Consider the following 15,885-nt stretch of genomic DNA (forward strand, 5'->3'; position numbering starts at 1 on the left):
AAGTGAACTGAGCTGAAGGAGGGGAGAGTTTGTGATGAAGAAACGTCAAGGAGTGAAAAAGCTGCTGGCCGGTATGATGGCAGCGATAGGGATCGCCGGTTTCCTGTTTGGAGGAGAAGAAGTTTGGGCTTCGGGCACATCTTCAGACAAACCCATTGAAATTAGGGTCAATGGCGGCAAATTGCTGTTGGATTCGCCTGCTTTTATTCATCAAGGGAGGGTGATGGTGCCATTCCGCGGCATTTCGGAAGCTATGGGTGCCGACGTGCGTTGGAATCAAGCCGATCGGACGGCGATCGTAAGCAATGGCAAACATACGACGAGTTATACCGTTGGGCATACCCATGCCGTGAAGGACGGCAAGGACGTAACCCTGGATGCTCCGCCACTTCTCAAGGAGGGACGAGTTTACATCCCGCTCCGTTTCTCGGCTGAAGGGCTTGGAGGCAAGGTGTCCTGGGATAACAAGGCTAAAGAAGCTATGATTTATCCGCAACTCACGCCGAAAGAGGCAGAAGCCGCGCTGTCCAAAATCAGTGCTGAAGCGATCGAATTGTTAAAAAACAAGGATTTTGAGAAGCTGGCCGAACTCGCTCATCCAGACGGAATCACCTTCTCACCGTATGCTCACGTCGACCGGCAGAAGGACGTAACGCTCAGCAAGCAGCAGCTGCGGCAGGGATTGAACTACGACGCCGTTTACCGATGGGGTGAGTTTGACGGCAGCGGAGAATCGATTTCGATGACTTTTGATGACTATTACAAGAAATTCATTTATTCGCTGGACTTTGCGAAGGCGCCATGGATCGGATACAACCAATCGAAGAGCGAAGGAAATACGGCGAACAATGCCAGCAGCCAGTATAGAGAGGCCGGCATCGTTGAGTATTATTATGATGGAGTTGATCCTGATTATGCGGGCATGGACTGGGAAAGCCTGCGGCTAGTGTTTGAGCGGTATGAGGATCGTTGGGTATTGTCCGGCATCATACATGATCAATGGACGATCTGAGACTGGCCTGATTAGTTGAAACCATGATGAAATAATGGTTTCGACATTTTTTTTGAAAAAATCCTTGCTTTTTAACTTGGGGCGTAATATACTCTTAATTACGGTGATCAACGATCACGACTTACATAATATGCGGTCGTGGCGGAATTGGCAGACGCGCACGGTTCAGGTCCGTGTGGGCTTACCCCCGTGGAGGTTCGAGTCCTCTCGACCGCATCTATGAGCAAAGCTGTTTTTCAAGTGGAATTCGACTTGAAGAACAGCTTTTTTTCGTTCCTCTTCATGTGGAAATCGCGTTATACTGAATAGGAGGGACCGTTCCGTATGAGGCTGATGGAATGGGACGACTAGCGTAAACAGCCGTTACGGTTGGTTACTTAGAACATAAAGGGGTGTGATCGCATGATAAAACCTCGAAACAGGATGGGCATTATGCTGATGATGTTGATCGCAGTCAGCGTAGCTGTCGGATGCCAGTCATCGGATAAAGGGAATGGGGCCGGGCCTTTGCCGACTGAGGCATTGGTGAATTCCCCCAAGGGAGATATTCCTGAGACAACGCCGCCTTCCGGCACGGATGAGCCCTCGGGCCATACGGATGGCAGCGCAGGAAACGGTTCCGCAGCAGACACGCAAGAAGATCCAGCGGCCGAACCCGATGTGGATTTATCGGATGTGACGGCAGTCCGGCTCGTTAATCATAACTCCGGCTGGATCGGGGGAGAAGGCTGGATTGCTTTTAGTGATGACGGAGGCACGGAATGGGAGGTTCAAGCTCAGCCGAAGGGCACAGTACGCCAAATCTTTGCGCTGAACGGAAAGCAGGCCTGGACCGTGATGGAGAATAACGATCTGTATCGTACGACGGATGGCGGAGAAACATGGAACCGGATAGGAAGCACGCCGAATGCCGGCTTTCTCCATTTCATCTCGCCTGAAACGGGATTCAGCGGTCAAGCCAAAACCGAGGACGGAGGCAAGACCTGGAGCATTCAGGATATGCCGGATACGACCACCCGAGGCAATGACCAAAGAGCCGCCACTGACGGAGTCGTTCAACATTTCAAAAACGATGGCGTTAAGCCTGGGAAATTATACGTTATAAACGAGACGAAGACCCATAACTAATCATAACAAAGCAGACCGGAAAATTACCGGCCTGCTTTTTTGAGCTTATGCCTAAATGTTCATCAAGAATCAGGCAGAACGACGAGCCTCGCATGGTTCTTAAGGGAGCTCTTTGAATATTCTTCGGGAGCCTGCCCAAAGACCGGCTGCAATTCCAAAAAAACCGAAGAGGGAAACCAGGACCATCAGATTGTAGGAGTGCCATCCGAGCAGGAATCCGATGCCGCTTCCCATGGTCGTTCCAGCCAACAATCCCAGTGAAGCGCCGATTTCCTTCTGACGCAGCTTCATTCGTCAGTCACCTCATTCCTGGCTGCTTTCGTATGCCCGATGTTACTTGTATTCCCTGAAAACCTCAAACTATGCCATGACACAAAATAAGCCCGGCTTGGCCGAATGGAGTCCGGCAAGCAGAGCATTTGTGTCAGATCATAAGTATGGTTATTGGTTTAACGGCTAGTTTTATCGGGACTCTTGCTTCAGTGCGCAATCTGCGAATAACACAGACTTAGGGATTCGGAAGAACTGTTCCGCTTTCTCCTGGAATGCTGCTGAAGGTACGGTGCCTTGGTGCAGCCATTTGCGGAACGTGCCGGGATGCACGCCGATCCAGCGGCTGACATCGCTCACCGACAAATCATGAACCATGCACAGGCCTGTCAGAATCCGATTGCTGACCGGAGAGCGTGTCAGGGTGCGTTTCATGAATCGGGAAGGCGCTGGCTGACAGATCAAGGGCGACTTGTCCAGCAATTCTTCTCTGAAGAGAATGTGGCGGGGGTAACCCAAGTAGTCGCAGGCTTTCTCCAGGTTGTTTTTTCCGGGAACGCGTCCCTCATATACCCAGGCGCTGACGCTACGGGAGGATACTCCCAGTTCCTCGGCCAATTGCGACAATTTGATATCGTTGGCCATAAGTACGGCTAACAGGACGCGGTTACGAATTTGGCAGCGGGTCGGCCGACGAAAGCGCTTGACTCGCACGCCTTTCCCCAAATATTTACGATTGATCAGGGACCACGCCTCAATGGAGTGTTTTTCTTGCTGCAGTTGTGTAGGCATAATTCCTCCGATTTTTTTAACACAATACTACAATATTCGACACCAGCTTTTCAATAGCCAATCATTAAACATTTGTTTCCATTTCGTTGTTACATGATTTATGGAGCCGGAGATGTGGTTCGATAGACCTACAATGTGTATTTGGTCTTGTTGGATCATTGTTCGTATTTTTATAAAAATTAACGAATTTTCTCTTGGGAAAAATTAAATATAGAGTAAAAGGCGAACAATTATAAATATTTGTGTTGACTCATTCGTAATTCCGTTTTATATTAACTATGGTTGTTGAAGAGAAAAATAGGCTTATTCGTATATCCCTGAAAATAAGGTTCAGGGGTTTCTACAAGGGACCTTAAATTCCTGACTACGGATAGGGTGCGCAAGCATACCTATTCGGAGCAGGATTTTTTTGTGCCTGGAATCGGTGTGCGTAAACGACAGTCAAACACACAGGGGGATATGATGAGCAAATATGATGTTATCGTTGTTGGTGCCGGTCCTGCAGGAATTTTTGCATGTTATGAGCTGACATTGAAATCACCGGGCAGCAGGGTGCTGCTGGTTGACAAGGGACATGATATTTACCGGAGAAGCTGTCCGATTCTGGAGGAGAAGATTAAGCTGTGTCCTCCGGCGGTAGGCCGGAAGGAATTCGCCGGCTGCCTGCCGGCCTGCTCGATTACGGCCGGATTTGGTGGAGCCGGGGCGTACAGTGACGGCAAATTCAACATCACCACAGAGTTTGGCGGCTGGATGACCGATTATTTGCCCGGATCCAAAGTCATGGAGCTCATTCAATATGTGGATGCCATCAACCTGGAGCATGGGGCGACGCCAGCCATTACAGATCCGACGACCCATGCAATCCGCGATATTGAACAGCGAGGATACGCAGCAGGCCTTAAGCTGCTTCGCGCACAGGTCAGACATCTTGGAACCGAGCAGAATTTGGAAATCCTGAAGTCGATTTATGAATATTTAAAGACAAGGATTGATATGGCATTCCGGGCGGAGGTCGAGGACATCGTCACCGTCAAGGAGGACGGCACCCACCGCATTACCGGCATCGCGATGAAGGGCGGAGAGGTCCATGAGGCGAATCTGGTGATGGTTGCCCCTGGCCGCGACGGGTCTGCCTGGTTGACCGGCATTCTTAAAAAACGCAGATTGAAAATGCATAATAACCAAGTGGATGTCGGCGTGCGCGTCGAAACCTCGGATGTGGTCATGCGCGAAATCAACGAGCATTTGTATGAAGGCAAATTCATCTTCAACACTTCGGTCGGGACCCGCGTGCGGACATTCTGCAGCAATCCTTCCGGCCATGTCGTGGTGGAAAACCACAGCGGGGTCATGGCAGCCAACGGCCATTCCTACAAGGATCCGGCATTGGGCTCGGCCAATACGAACTTTGCGCTGCTGGTATCCCATAAGTTTACGGAGCCATTTGATAAGCCTAACGAATACGCGCGCGAAATATGCAGGCGGGCGAATGATCTGTCCAGCGGCGGAGTCATCGTCCAGAAATACGGCGACGTGCTTCGCGGCCGGAGATCCACCGAGGGCAGAATCCGCGAAGGGTTTCTTGAGCCGACGTTGAAGGAAGCCGTTCCAGGCGATCTTGGCTTGGTGCTGCCCTACAATACGATGAAGAGTCTGATCGAGATGGTTGAAGCGCTTGATCAAGTCACGCCGGGGATCGCGTCGGAGCACACGTTGTTCTACGGCGTGGAGGCCAAGTTCTACTCCGCAAGGCCGAAGCTGTCGGAATCCTTCGAGACGGAGATCAAGGGGCTGTATTGCGGCGGGGATGGCGCCGGAATTACCAGAGGACTTGCTCAGGCAGGAGCCGCCGGGGTCTGGATTGCTCGGAACATGCTGAATCATATTTAGCGCATAAATCCTAATGGCTGGCCATTTTATAGGATGTTCATGCAGGAGCACGTTCTGGCGCCGTCCAGTCGGTGCTCCTGTTTGGTTATATCCGGCGAGCCTTGTATGCTCCTCAGGTTCGTGGGAGCGATTTCTTTTTCCGGACGAACGGGGTATGATAGATACGAGAGATTTACATATATGCTAGAGATGGAGGAACGGACGATGATTAAACATATTGTTTTTTTCAAATTGAAGGATCCAACCGCAGAGAATATTGAGAAAACCGTGCAGGTGCTGCGCGACATGGACGGTAAAATTCCGTTGCTGAGATCCCTTGAAGCGGGTGCCGATGTGATCCGCTCCGAACGCTCTTATGATTTGGCTTTGATCGTTGAAGTGGACAATCTTGAAGATTTGCAGGCTTATGCCGTTCACCCTGTGCACCAGGAAGTGATCCAATACATCAATACGGTGAAAGATCATACGCTAAGCGTTGATTTTGAAGTGTAGGCTGTAGATAGACTTACAACAACAGGCTGGAGGAGATTTGCGGTGTATTATGTGAATCAAGAGCAAATTGAACGGCGGCTGAACGCAATTCCGGACATTGCGGAAGGTTTGCGGGCCGCGGCGCAATCGTGGGACGGAGGCCTGGTGCTGGGCCTGGTTCAGGAGCGTGCGCTTCATCTGGCGATCGAGGTCGTCACGGATGTCGGCAGCTACCTGATCGACGGATTTATTATGCGGGATGCCAGCAGTTACGAAGATATCATGGATATCAATCATGAGGAAAAGGTGTTTCCGCAAGAGGTTCATAAGGTGCTGATGGAGCTGGTTCGTTTACGTAAGCCGCTCGTACAGGACTACTATGATTGGGACCGGCAAGCGCTCCATTCTTTAACGCCCGTGCTGCCCGACGTGCTGGAGCAGTTTGCGGGAAACGTTCGCGAATATTTAAAGAACGAGCTGTACTGATGGCTGTTTAGCTTGAATGGTTTCTCCCATGACGGCATCGGCTCGCTCATCCATATGACTCATGGAAGTACAGACCGTTCAGGGAAATCCCCTGAACGGTCTGTTTTTTGTTGAATTCGTACCCTTGCCGGCATGTTCCTTGTGCGGGCGGGGATATTCGTTGTTCTCTGGCCGCAATAAAAAGATCGCCGATGTTGTGTCAAGACAAGCCCATCCTGCTTATAATGCATCAAGCGACTAGGCATCCGCCCGGTCGGACGAAAGGAGGAGTTCCCGATGACAGAATGGAGTGCGCTGGCCGCTGCCGCCGGCATCGTACTGATCGCGGTTGCCGCGGTGGTCATGATGCTGTCGATTAGAAAATTGATGCGGCGGGCTGAGGCCATGCTGGGCCGGCTTGAAGAAGACAGCGCCCAATTGACACAGGAGGCTTCGCAAGTGCTTGAGCAGGCTTCCGTCTCTTTGGAGATGATACAGCGTCAGCTGGCAGCCGGCGAAGCTTTTGCCGCTTCCATGTCCAGTGCAGCGACAGCCGTAGCCAAGACGGCCGATGCGGTTCATGCTGTTGGGAAAAAAGCTTCCATAACGGCCATTGAGCATCTGGAACGTGCTCGCCTCGATAATGAACGGCAGATCGGGGAGATGTTCCGTTGGGTGGATGCCGGTATGACGCTCTGGCATTCCTGGAACAAATATGCCTCCAAGTCCGGCGAAGGGCAGGCCAAATAGAAGGAGAGATGGGATATGAAGGAAAAAAGCAAAGGACTCCTCTGGGGAGTATTGATCGGCAGTGTTGCAGGTTCTGTTACCGCACTTCTTCTGGCTCCGAAATCCGGCAAAGAGCTTCGGGATGACATTGCAGACGGCGCACGCGGAATCGGTGCCAAGGTGCAGGAGGCAGCGGAGAAGGTAGGCGAGCAGGGCGTTAATCTGATCGGCATCATGACGGATCGTGCCGAGAATGTCATCTCCGACATTCAGTCCTGGCGGAGCCGGCAGGAGAGCTGGCTGGCAGCAGAGGAAACCGCACAGGTGTCCTCGTTTGATGAGGATTTTGAAGAAGAGGCGGATGTGCCCCCTGTTTCGGAAGAGAAGTTCAACGATTAAAACCAGGGATCATCGGTCTTCAGCACATCGATTGCGGGAATAAGGATCACGCCAAAATACATGAAAAGCCGGGGCGGCCAAAACGCTCCGGCTTTGCTGCGTTTAGTGTTTAGCATGCTCAGGGGGGATTATTATCCCTTGTTCCTATAATGGAAATTCGGCGAACGCATGTCATTATGATAGGATGCATGGAAAATATGCGTGGTGGCCGGCGAAACCGGAGGAATCAGCCAGCTCCAGTCTCCGGTAAGCTCGCGCCCGGCCTGCGCTTCACGCCGTTCGAACAGACCGAACTGGGCTGCAGCCGAGTGATGGTCCACGATGCTGACGCCCGCCTTTTTGTAGGAATAAAGCACGGCCACATTGAGTTCGACCAGTGCACGATCCCTCCACAGGGTGGCTTCGCTTGAAGTCTCCAGTCCCATCAGCTTGGCGATGAGCGGAAGCTTGTTGTAACGGGCCTCGTCTGCGAGATTGCGGGCACCGATTTCGGTTCCCATATACCATCCGTTGAACGGAGCGGCCGTATACGTAATACCCCCGATCTCAAGCAGCATGTCCGAGATGAGAGGCACCCCGTACCATTTTAACCCTTCCTCTTTAAGCTCCGGAAGATCAGGATGCTCCAGGCAGACCTCCAGCACGGAGGATTTCGGTATCGGCAGCCACTCAGGCGGCTCATTCCCCTGCTGCACCACCAGCGGCAGCACATCATGGGCGGTCAAGTCACCCTGCCAACCCATCTCCATGCATTCCTTCGTGAAGGCGATCGAAGCCGGGTCGCCAATCGTGCCGTCCGGCGTTTCGTAACCCGCATACCGAATCAATTGATGGTTTTTGATCATAAGGGGAGCTTCCGCGGGACGCGCAGCTCTGAAAATGGTAATCGTAGGTATGATCTTCCCGCCATTAGTGGCACTCTCGATATGGTGGAGAAGCGCCGAAAAGACGTCGGAGGTTTCCGTTAAGTGTCTGGCATCAATGACCTTCAGGCGATCCCAAAACAGTCTCCCGATACAGCGGTTGCTGTTTCGCCAGGCCATTTTGGCCCCGTGCGTCAGTTCCTCGATCGTATGTTCGTATGTACCTGTCCGCTCGATCTGTGAGCGGATGTCGCTGATCCGGGATTGCACTTCTTCCCCGGTCCGGTTTAACTCTGCATAACAGAGCCCGATAAACTGCTCCGCAGCCTGAAAAAGGCCGGTGAGATGTATGCTGTCGTTCACGTGAGATTCTCCTTTTCTATAAGCACGCTTACTATAGTATAAACTACCTAAGCTCCGCATCTGGAGCAAGAGTCCTACAATTGCTTGAACATCGTATCCATGGTTTTTCACAACGGCGCCCTTGTTGAAGATAGGGGGGAATTGGGGTAAGATTTAAGGTACATTTCGATCCGAAATGACATATGGTATCACTGTAAACCATGAATTTGACAAGAAGGAAGCGGTGGGTTCGTGCAGCAAGCAATCGCAATACTAGACTCGGGTGTGGGCGGGCTGACTGTCGCCAAAGAAGTGATGAGGCAGCTCCCGAGAGAGAAGATTATTTATTTCGGAGATACAGCCCGCGCACCCTACGGACCCCGTACACCGGAAGAAGTCCGTTTATTTACGGAGCAAATCGTAGATTATTTAATTCAATATGATCCCAAAATGATCGTTATCGCCTGTAATACGGCAACGGCGGCGGCGCTTGATTATATTTCGTCCAAAGTGCCCGTGCCGGTCATCGGTGTCATTCATCCAGGGGCACGAGCCGCCATAAGCGCAACGAAGACCGGACACGTCGGCGTGATCGGTACGGTCGGAACCATTGGCAGCGGAGCGTATACAGCGGCTCTGAAACAGCTGTCGCCATATATCGGGGTAGAGAGTCAAGCCTGCCCCGAACTGGTACCGCTGGTCGAACACGGATTGTTCCGGTCCAAGGATTCTCTGCAGGTGGTAGAGCGATCGCTGCGAGGCATCAAGGATACCTCCATTGATTGCCTGATCCTGGGTTGTACCCACTATCCGTTCCTCATGAATACGATTCAAACCGTCATGGGGCCCAATGTGAAGCTGATCAGCTCCGCCGATGAGACGGCACGCGAAGTCAGCACGATTCTGTACGATAAGGGCCAACTCGCGAGCAGCATGGAAGGCCCGGTGCATCAATTTTTCTGTACAGGAGATCCGGAGATTTTTCAGAGCATTGCAACCGAATGGCTTGGTGAGCATATCAAGCGGACGCCAGTGGTATGGCAGATTACGAAGCTATAATTCACGTTTCATACTTTCAAGCTTGTTAGAATGATTACGAATACGAGAATGCGAGGCAGGCAGGACAAGGGATGAGGCCCTTTCCTGCCTTTCTTTGGTTTCACGATCGCCTTCATGGCTGCATCATTCATGTCGGACAAGCGGCTGCTCATATACATGGATTGGACGCTAATTGAAGCGGCTTAGCCGCGGAAAGGAATCCATTATGCAGCAATATGTCGTACAGAAAGGCGATACACTAAGACGCGTGGCTGCCAGATATGGTCTGGCGTATGAACAGCTGATTACGGCAAATCCATGGGCCGCCCAGCAGCCGTATCTCCGGCAGGGACAAATGCTCTATCTTCCTGCATCGCTGCGACGGCGGTATGTCATTCAGGAGCATGATACGTTTGATCGTATTGCCAGTGCGTTCCGGTTTCGCAAGGAAGCCTTGGAAGAATTGAATCCCGGTTTATCGGCTAATCAGCTGCCCCTGGGAAAAACGATCGTTCTGCCGGGCCCAACGCATAAGCATTTGATACGGTTATCCGGCGAATATGGGCCGGGGGATCTAGAGCGCGATATCCAAGAGATGCAGCTGCTTTACCCTGCCATCGAGTGGAGTGTCATCGGACGGAGCGTGCTTGGCAAACCCATATATGCGGCCAAAATCGGCAAAGGCCCGAAGAATCTTCACATGAATGCGGCGCTGCATGCCAATGAATGGATCACCACTCCTTGTCTGATGCGATTCATGGAGGAGTACGGCAGAGCGTTGGTCCAAGATTCAACGGTTTATCATCAGGAGCCGACGGCCTGGTACCGGGACTATACGCTGTGGGTTGTCCCGATGGCAAACCCGGACGGGGTAGAGCTCGTACAAGAAGGAATCACACCTTCTCAACCATATTATGAACGTCTGCTGGAATGGAATGGCGGTCGCGAGGACTTTCGCCGATGGAAGGCGAATATCAACGGCGTGGATTTGGGGGACCAATTCCCGGCCCATTGGAACGAGGAGGTTGCACGCAGGGGCAAAACGCGTCCTTCTCCGCAGGATTATGCGGGGGCTAAGCCGCTGAGCGAGCCGGAAGCCGACGCCGTCTATCAGCATACCCTGTCGATCTCTCCGGAACGAGCCGTTTCCCTTCACAGCCAAGGCAGGGAAATTTATTGGAATTACAGGGACTACGAGCCTCCGGAAAGCGAGAACATGGCCAGAATAATGGGTCAGGCGGGCGGTTACAGGCCGGTGAAGCTTCAGGGGAGCGATGCGGGCTACAAGGATTGGTTCATCCAGCATTTCAGGAGACCGGGCTTTACGGTGGAGATTGGATATGGGATTAATCCGCTGCCGCTTGAGGATTTCGAGGACCTGTGCGTCGAGGTGGGATCGATCCTGTCGGCGTTCATGTCTTTGGAATAACCTGATAATGAAACGAGAAGCATTCCTAAACGTATACAAAGCTAGAAGAATCGGCCGCTGCTTGTCATGGATCAAGGCAGTGGCCTCTTTTCGCCCTCTGATTGATTGCGGGCCGCATAGGAATAGCCGGGATTTCTTAGAGATTCAGGAATTGGGTAATATATATTCATGCAATTGAAATGGAGGTATGCACCATGAAGTGGAGAAGATTATGGTCGCTTCGGCGCTGGTCGCACGTATTCCAGCGGATATTCGGGTACTTGGCCTCTTCCCGGATTGCTTTAGGGGACAAGCTGTTATTCCTGGTTCCGGTTGCGCTGTACTGGGTGCTGCCGGATTTCATGCCTTTCCTGCCGATCGATGATATCGGGGTCACGATGCTGCTGATGAACTGGTTCGTATCCCGCGTCGAACGGAAATATCCGGGTTTGCTCGGTGAGAATCAGGGCACGGTCAAGCGCGCAAGGTAAGTGGCCTTCGGGCAGCGGCAATACGGACAGAACCCTTGCGAAAAAGTCGGCAGGGGTCTACAATAACATATTGAATGAAACATCCGTGAGGAGATGAATATACGTGAAATGTAAAATTACCCGCAATGCGGCCAAAGTGATAAAGCGAGAGCTGGACAAGGAAGAGAACAAGGACAAGAAACTTCGCGTGCTGGTTACCCATGCGCATGGCGATCATGCCCACTATGGACTGGACCTGGACACGCCTAAGGAAAGCGACGTCGTCGTATCGACCGATAAAGAGATCGACGTCATTTTGGAGGCTGGACAACCTTTTCTGGACGGCGTCAAAATCGACTATCTTTATTTTCCCGAGGAAGGCTTTGTCATTACGAATCCATCTCAAGGGAATCACGGCGACCACTAGGATACTTCAGAACAAAGAAGGTAATGAATAATGGCTAATGATATTCGCGTCTGCGAGAAATGCAGGCATACGAAATTGAAGACAATCATCCCGAAGATTCAGAAAATGGTGCCGGATGCCGACATTAAGGTCGGCTGTAAATCCTATTGCGGTCCTTGCGGCAAACGCGCATTCATTTATATCAACGGCCGGTATGTCAGCGCACCTACAGAGGATGAAGTGCTGGCGAAGGCGCTGCCGTTTGTGAAGTAACCAACAGGCTGTTCTGGCCCCCAAACGAAGATTCATGGATTTCCCATATCTACGGGTATAGTTCCTGGCTCAGCCATCCATGCTAAGAGGGCAACAGGAACAATGACTTTAGAAGGGAGCATCCGTCATGAACAGTCACGATTCCAGTCTTCACTCCAACAGTCCAAGCAACAGCGCGTTAGATTCCGTGGAGAAACTGCACCGTGCCGTATCCTCGGCCATGTCCCATCCGACGGAACAGTTAATTCAGCAAGCGGAGAATTCGTTATCCCATACAGAGCAAGCGGTCGCTCAGGTGATCGAGCAGGGGAACCGAAACGCCGTGGAATTGGCGGAAGAGTTGTTAGGTGAAGAGAAGGAACGCCTGTCCAAGCTTCGTTCGGCTAAAAAGTAAATCATCCTGTGCAAGCCCGTTCCAAAGCTTTCAAGCTTTGAACGGGCTTTTTGGCCAACTTATATGAATCTGGGGCAGCATCAGCCTGTTTTTTGGTTAAGTGGGGCGCCAGAATTTAGATAGAACCTAAATCCGATGCTGTTCTATTACTCCGTTTGACCCTTGCCCTGTTCTTTAAATAATTTCAGCAGATCGTACGTGATGACTTCGTCCGAGATTTGCAGCTGCTTCCGGGTTTCGTCGTACCCGTCACGGCAGGCCTGGATGTCGGTTGGCTGACGCGTCGTCAGATCATAACAGGTTCCACCTTCCAGCCCGGCCGTTTCGGAAGGCAGGTAGAACACCTTCTCTTCCGAAAAAGCGCCGCTGCGCAGCGGAATCAGACGAGGCTTATCATCAAACAGATGGCCCCCGATCCAGTAATACGGCGCTTCCGATACGCCGAGAAGATGAAGGATGCTCGGCGTCACGTTCATCATGCCGGCGGCCTCGGGATAGACTCCGGCATTCCCGCCGTCAGGCAGGCGAATGAGCAGGGGGACCTGGTTCATGATCTGTTCCATGTCGAGTGCGTTCAGATCCCGTCCCAGGAACTTCTCATAGTCCGATATTTCCTTGATCGAATTATCATGATCGCCATAGATGAGCAGTATGGTATTATCCCACAGCTCTTGCTGCTTCATCTGCTCCTCGAACTGGCCGAAGGCTTCGTCCACATAATGGATCGACTGCAGATAATCCCCGAACATCGTGCCTTCAAACTCTCCAGTATCCAGCTTGCGGGCATCCTTCGGGACATAATACGGATGATGGCTCGTTAACGTAATCAGGAAGGAATAGAAGGGCTGCTCGATGCCTTTCATGCGATCCAGCGATTGCGCGAAGAATGCTTTGTCGCTCAGCGACCATCCGAGCACATCGTTCATTTCATAATCCTTCTTGCTGTAAAAACGGTCATAGTTCATTTCCCGATACATCGTCGTCCGGTTCCAGAAGCTGCTGTCATAGGCATGGAACACGTTCGCGGCATAGCCCTGTTCCTTCAGAATCTCCGGAAGAGTATCGTACTCGCGATCGGCATATCGCGTAAACACGGAACCCGTGGGCAGGGGAAGCAGGGAGCTGTGCGTGACAAAGTCCGCATCGGACGTTCGTCCTTGCCCGGTTTGATGGTAGAAATTGCTGAAATACATGCTGTCCTTCATCAAACGGTTGAAGTTGGGGGTAATTTCCTGCCCCCCAATCGACTGGCCAATGACAAAATTCATGAAGGCCTCTGTCTGGATCATGATCACGTTGCTGCCTTTATACTTGCCGAACAAAGCCCCGGTTCCGGATGCTTTCCCACGCTTGGCATCAAACCATGCCTTGACCTGGTTGACCTCTTCCTGAGCCAGCTTGGGCTGGCCGATGAGATGATCCCGGCCGTAACGGTACAGATCATATCCGTGAAAACCGATCAGTCCCGTCACGTTATATAGCGTAATATTCCACCAATTGCCTTCAAAGAGGCCGACAGCCCAAGTATCGGACGCTTTCTTGATGGGAACGAAAGTCATCGACATGCCAAGAATGAAGACGAGCGCACCAGCTGCCAACCGGCCAAACACCCGTTTCCGCCGATGCCGCTGAAATTCACCCGGGAACCCGTACGTTTGGGAGGTCGTTCTCCGTTTGCGGAACACCATCACGGCCGTAAACGGGACGATGACAACCCAATCGATAAAAAAGAGCAGGTCGACGCTGTGTATAAGGGAACGGATGCTGTCCCCGAGCGAACCGACTTGACCGGCCTGCATGAGCACCGGCACCGTTATGAAATCATCGAAGTACCGGTAATAGATCAAATCGGCGTACAGGATCCCCGTCCATACCAGATTGAGCAAGGTTAATGAAGCGAGCCGGCCTCTTGCCGGGAGCCATAAGGTCCAAAAGGAGATCAGCAGGAGCGAGCCGACGGCGATCACATAGTCTGCCCGGTCCAGCTTCATATTGGCAATATGGAGCTGATGATCCAGCATGATCAGCTTGTACATCATGAGGATAAGGAATAACAGATAGGCGGTGTACCGGTAATGCAGTCCTCTGGAGACCCGGCTGCGGATATCGATCCATGATGGCGATGAGAGCACGAGGGTATCCTCCTTTATCTAAAAACTAAAACATTCTCGAAACGTTGTCTGATTTCTATGCAAGAACGTCGATAGACGCTTTTCTAATTATAGCTTGGCCCGGCATGAATTCAAACCGCGATGCAGACAAAAAAGCCGCCCGAAGGCGGCGGTTCAAGCGGCATCATGACGTTATTCCGCCGATTTGTTACGCGGTGGCAAGGGCCCCAGATATTGATAATACTGGCACTCGATCCGGCCGTTGAACAGCTTGCGGCGCTTGTCCGCCTTGCGGCCGAAGTAATGCTCGAATTGCTTGGTCGGGCTGATCGCGAAGAAGGACCAGGTCGGAAGCGAATGCATGACGGAACCGAATTGGCGGATCAAACGTTCAACTTCCTCTTTCTCGCTTAACCGTTCGCCATAAGGCGGATTGGTGATGATACAGCCGAATTCACCATCAGGGATGGCTTTGGCCGCTGGAAGGACCTTGAAGTCGATTTCGCCGGCAAGGCCCGCGCTTTTGGCCGCGGCTTTGGCTACTTCGATGGCTTTCGGGTCAATATCGCTTCCTGCGACATGGAGCGGAATATCGTCCTTCACTGCATCAAACGCCTCCTCGCGCGCATCCTCCCACAGGCTGTCTCCAATGATATCCCAGTGCTCGGACGGGAACGACCGGCGCAGGCCAGGCGCAATGTTCCAGGCCATCATGGCGGCTTCAATCAGGATCGTGCCCGAACCGCAGCACGGGTCATACAGCGGGCGATGCGGGCCCCAGCGGCTTAACTGCAGCAGGGCGGAAGCCATCGTTTCTTTCAGCGGCGCTTCCGTCACCAGCTTGCGGTAACCTCGTTTATGCAGGGCTGGCCCTGTCGTATCCAGCGTCAGGATGGCTCGATCCTTCAAGAGAGATACCTCAACTACATAACGGGGACCGTTCTCGGGGAACCATTCCGTGCGGTGCGAGAGCTTCAGCTTCTCCACGATTGCTTTTTTCACGATGCCCTGACAGGCGGGAACGCTGCTAAGCTGCGATTTATGGGAACGTCCTTCCACGGGGAATTCGCCATCCGCCGGAATCCATTCCTCCCACGGCAGCGCTTTGGTTCCTTCAAAGAGCTCGTCGAAGGTCAGGGCCGTGAATTCCCCCATCTTGACAAGGATGCGGTCCGACGTCCGAAGCCATAGATTGCAGCGGCAAATATCGATCAGGTCACCCGAAAAGGTAACTCTTCCATTCTCTACTTCCATGTCGGTATACCCGAGCTCTTTCAACTCGCGGGCAACGACGGCTTCCAGCCCCATCGGGGCCGTCGCGATCAATTGTAATCGAGGCATTAACGATGTCAACTCCATTTAACATGTGTACGGCGAGAGTCGCCGCCGGTTCAATCTATATAGTATAGGCGATTGCATTG

At 52.2% G+C, this 15,885-nt stretch carries 19 protein-coding genes, 1 tRNA gene and 1 riboswitch; of the genes, 14 read left to right on the forward strand and 6 right to left on the reverse strand.

All coding sequences use genetic code 11. From position 1 onward, the window contains the following. The first annotated feature begins 34 nt into the window (after positions 1-34). From BMX45_RS09175 to BMX45_RS09185, 3 genes are all read left to right on the forward strand, one after another. On the forward strand, positions 35-1,012 hold the full coding sequence (locus tag BMX45_RS09175) for a copper amine oxidase N-terminal domain-containing protein (RefSeq protein ID WP_090909396.1): 978 nt from the start codon (positions 35-37) through the stop codon (positions 1,010-1,012). 132 nt (positions 1,013-1,144) lie between these two features. After that, positions 1,145-1,228: transfer RNA gene (locus tag BMX45_RS09180), tRNA-Leu, on the forward strand. Positions 1,229-1,414: 186 nt separating this feature from the next. Beyond that, positions 1,415-2,140 carry a WD40/YVTN/BNR-like repeat-containing protein gene (locus BMX45_RS09185; RefSeq protein WP_254778002.1) on the forward strand — a complete coding sequence of 242 codons (726 nt, stop codon included), beginning with the start codon at positions 1,415-1,417 and terminating at the stop codon, positions 2,138-2,140. Between the two features lie 99 nt (positions 2,141-2,239). Here BMX45_RS09185 and BMX45_RS09190 read toward each other — a convergent pair whose 3' ends face one another. Further along, on the reverse strand, positions 2,240-2,431 hold the full coding sequence (locus BMX45_RS09190; protein ID WP_090909398.1) for a hypothetical protein: 192 nt from the start codon (positions 2,429-2,431) through the stop codon (positions 2,240-2,242). A 171-nt stretch (positions 2,432-2,602) separates the two neighbouring features. Continuing rightward, complete coding sequence (locus tag BMX45_RS09195) at positions 2,603-3,202, reverse strand: helix-turn-helix domain-containing protein (protein ID WP_009593788.1); 600 nt, start codon at positions 3,200-3,202, stop codon at positions 2,603-2,605. A gap of 287 nt (positions 3,203-3,489) precedes the next feature. Then, positions 3,490-3,589, forward strand: a riboswitch (purine riboswitch). A 75-nt stretch (positions 3,590-3,664) separates the two neighbouring features. Between BMX45_RS09195 and BMX45_RS09200 the strand changes: the two genes are divergently transcribed. The 5 genes from BMX45_RS09200 (at position 3,665) to BMX45_RS09220 (ending at position 7,159) form a co-directional block, all read left to right on the forward strand. Then, positions 3,665-5,095: an NAD(P)/FAD-dependent oxidoreductase gene (locus BMX45_RS09200; protein WP_090909399.1), complete on the forward strand. Its 1,431-nt coding sequence runs from the start codon at positions 3,665-3,667 to the stop codon at positions 5,093-5,095. Between the two features lie 204 nt (positions 5,096-5,299). Next, entirely contained in the window at positions 5,300-5,587 is a 288-nt protein-coding gene (locus BMX45_RS09205) for a Dabb family protein (protein ID WP_036672979.1), read from the forward strand. A gap of 42 nt (positions 5,588-5,629) precedes the next feature. Then, the gene (locus BMX45_RS09210; RefSeq protein ID WP_009593787.1) at positions 5,630-6,052 is read left to right on the forward strand and encodes a DUF86 domain-containing protein; all 423 of its coding nucleotides are present in this window, start codon (positions 5,630-5,632) and stop codon (positions 6,050-6,052) included. Between the two features lie 276 nt (positions 6,053-6,328). Beyond that, positions 6,329-6,781, forward strand: a complete 453-nt coding sequence (locus tag BMX45_RS09215; RefSeq protein ID WP_090909400.1) for a DUF948 domain-containing protein — start codon at positions 6,329-6,331, stop codon at positions 6,779-6,781. Between the two features lie 15 nt (positions 6,782-6,796). Further along, positions 6,797-7,159 carry a YtxH domain-containing protein gene (locus BMX45_RS09220; RefSeq protein WP_090909401.1) on the forward strand — a complete coding sequence of 121 codons (363 nt, stop codon included), beginning with the start codon at positions 6,797-6,799 and terminating at the stop codon, positions 7,157-7,159. A gap of 131 nt (positions 7,160-7,290) precedes the next feature. On the opposite strand, the gene BMX45_RS09225 is transcribed toward BMX45_RS09220, so the two are convergent. Beyond that, complete coding sequence (locus BMX45_RS09225) at positions 7,291-8,385, reverse strand: nitric oxide synthase oxygenase (RefSeq protein ID WP_090909402.1); 1,095 nt, start codon at positions 8,383-8,385, stop codon at positions 7,291-7,293. Between the two features lie 231 nt (positions 8,386-8,616). Here BMX45_RS09225 and racE point away from each other — a divergent pair, with 231 nt between their 5' ends. After that, on the forward strand, positions 8,617-9,423 hold the full coding sequence (gene racE / locus BMX45_RS09230) for a glutamate racemase (protein WP_009593789.1): 807 nt from the start codon (positions 8,617-8,619) through the stop codon (positions 9,421-9,423). A gap of 8 nt (positions 9,424-9,431) precedes the next feature. On the opposite strand, the gene BMX45_RS31270 is transcribed toward racE, so the two are convergent. Further along, entirely contained in the window at positions 9,432-9,575 is a 144-nt protein-coding gene (locus tag BMX45_RS31270) for a hypothetical protein (RefSeq protein ID WP_175495066.1), read from the reverse strand. 53 nt (positions 9,576-9,628) lie between these two features. Here BMX45_RS31270 and BMX45_RS09235 point away from each other — a divergent pair, with 53 nt between their 5' ends. From BMX45_RS09235 to BMX45_RS09255, 5 genes are all read left to right on the forward strand, one after another. Then, positions 9,629-10,831, forward strand: coding sequence for a M14 family metallopeptidase (locus BMX45_RS09235; protein ID WP_090909551.1), 1,203 nt, complete (start codon positions 9,629-9,631; stop codon positions 10,829-10,831). 194 nt (positions 10,832-11,025) lie between these two features. Continuing rightward, entirely contained in the window at positions 11,026-11,301 is a 276-nt protein-coding gene (locus BMX45_RS09240; protein ID WP_090909403.1) for a hypothetical protein, read from the forward strand. Positions 11,302-11,404: 103 nt separating this feature from the next. After that, complete coding sequence (locus tag BMX45_RS09245; RefSeq protein WP_009593786.1) at positions 11,405-11,707, forward strand: HesB/IscA family protein; 303 nt, start codon at positions 11,405-11,407, stop codon at positions 11,705-11,707. Between the two features lie 30 nt (positions 11,708-11,737). Next, complete coding sequence (locus tag BMX45_RS09250; protein ID WP_090909404.1) at positions 11,738-11,959, forward strand: YuzB family protein; 222 nt, start codon at positions 11,738-11,740, stop codon at positions 11,957-11,959. 127 nt (positions 11,960-12,086) lie between these two features. Then, the gene (locus tag BMX45_RS09255) at positions 12,087-12,353 is read left to right on the forward strand and encodes a hypothetical protein (protein ID WP_009593780.1); all 267 of its coding nucleotides are present in this window, start codon (positions 12,087-12,089) and stop codon (positions 12,351-12,353) included. A 146-nt stretch (positions 12,354-12,499) separates the two neighbouring features. Here BMX45_RS09255 and BMX45_RS09260 read toward each other — a convergent pair whose 3' ends face one another. Both BMX45_RS09260 and BMX45_RS09265 read right to left on the reverse strand, forming a co-directional pair. Continuing rightward, entirely contained in the window at positions 12,500-14,485 is a 1,986-nt protein-coding gene (locus BMX45_RS09260; protein WP_090909405.1) for an LTA synthase family protein, read from the reverse strand. Between the two features lie 171 nt (positions 14,486-14,656). Beyond that, positions 14,657-15,805: a THUMP domain-containing class I SAM-dependent RNA methyltransferase gene (locus BMX45_RS09265; protein WP_090909406.1), complete on the reverse strand. Its 1,149-nt coding sequence runs from the start codon at positions 15,803-15,805 to the stop codon at positions 14,657-14,659. Positions 15,806-15,885: the final 80 nt, after the last annotated feature.

It is taken from the genome of Paenibacillus sp. cl141a, from assembly GCF_900109305.1.
GTDB classification, from domain to species: Bacteria; Bacillota; Bacilli; order Paenibacillales; family Paenibacillaceae; genus Paenibacillus_AQ; species Paenibacillus_AQ lautus_A.

Excerpts from the sequence above, each read along its gene's own strand:
- BMX45_RS09255 (WP_009593780.1), top strand. The coding sequence starts at position 12,087 with ATGAACAGTCACGATTCCAGTCTTCACTCCAACAGTCCAAGCAACAGC.
- BMX45_RS09205 (WP_036672979.1), top strand. The coding sequence starts at position 5,300 with ATGATTAAACATATTGTTTTTTTCAAATTGAAGGATCCAACCGCAGAG.
- BMX45_RS09215 (WP_090909400.1), top strand. The coding sequence starts at position 6,329 with ATGACAGAATGGAGTGCGCTGGCCGCTGCCGCCGGCATCGTACTGATC.
- BMX45_RS09220 (WP_090909401.1), top strand. The coding sequence starts at position 6,797 with ATGAAGGAAAAAAGCAAAGGACTCCTCTGGGGAGTATTGATCGGCAGT.
- BMX45_RS09250 (WP_090909404.1), top strand. The coding sequence starts at position 11,738 with ATGGCTAATGATATTCGCGTCTGCGAGAAATGCAGGCATACGAAATTG.
- BMX45_RS09265 (WP_090909406.1), bottom strand. The coding sequence starts at position 15,805 with ATGCCTCGATTACAATTGATCGCGACGGCCCCGATGGGGCTGGAAGCC.
- BMX45_RS09185 (WP_254778002.1), top strand. The coding sequence starts at position 1,415 with ATGATAAAACCTCGAAACAGGATGGGCATTATGCTGATGATGTTGATC.
- BMX45_RS09240 (WP_090909403.1), top strand. The coding sequence starts at position 11,026 with ATGAAGTGGAGAAGATTATGGTCGCTTCGGCGCTGGTCGCACGTATTC.
- BMX45_RS09190 (WP_090909398.1), bottom strand. The coding sequence starts at position 2,431 with ATGAAGCTGCGTCAGAAGGAAATCGGCGCTTCACTGGGATTGTTGGCT.
- BMX45_RS09200 (WP_090909399.1), top strand. The coding sequence starts at position 3,665 with ATGAGCAAATATGATGTTATCGTTGTTGGTGCCGGTCCTGCAGGAATT.
- BMX45_RS09175 (WP_090909396.1), top strand. The coding sequence starts at position 35 with ATGAAGAAACGTCAAGGAGTGAAAAAGCTGCTGGCCGGTATGATGGCA.
- BMX45_RS31270 (WP_175495066.1), bottom strand. The coding sequence starts at position 9,575 with ATGAGCAGCCGCTTGTCCGACATGAATGATGCAGCCATGAAGGCGATC.
- BMX45_RS09235 (WP_090909551.1), top strand. The coding sequence starts at position 9,629 with ATGCAGCAATATGTCGTACAGAAAGGCGATACACTAAGACGCGTGGCT.
- BMX45_RS09195 (WP_009593788.1), bottom strand. The coding sequence starts at position 3,202 with ATGCCTACACAACTGCAGCAAGAAAAACACTCCATTGAGGCGTGGTCC.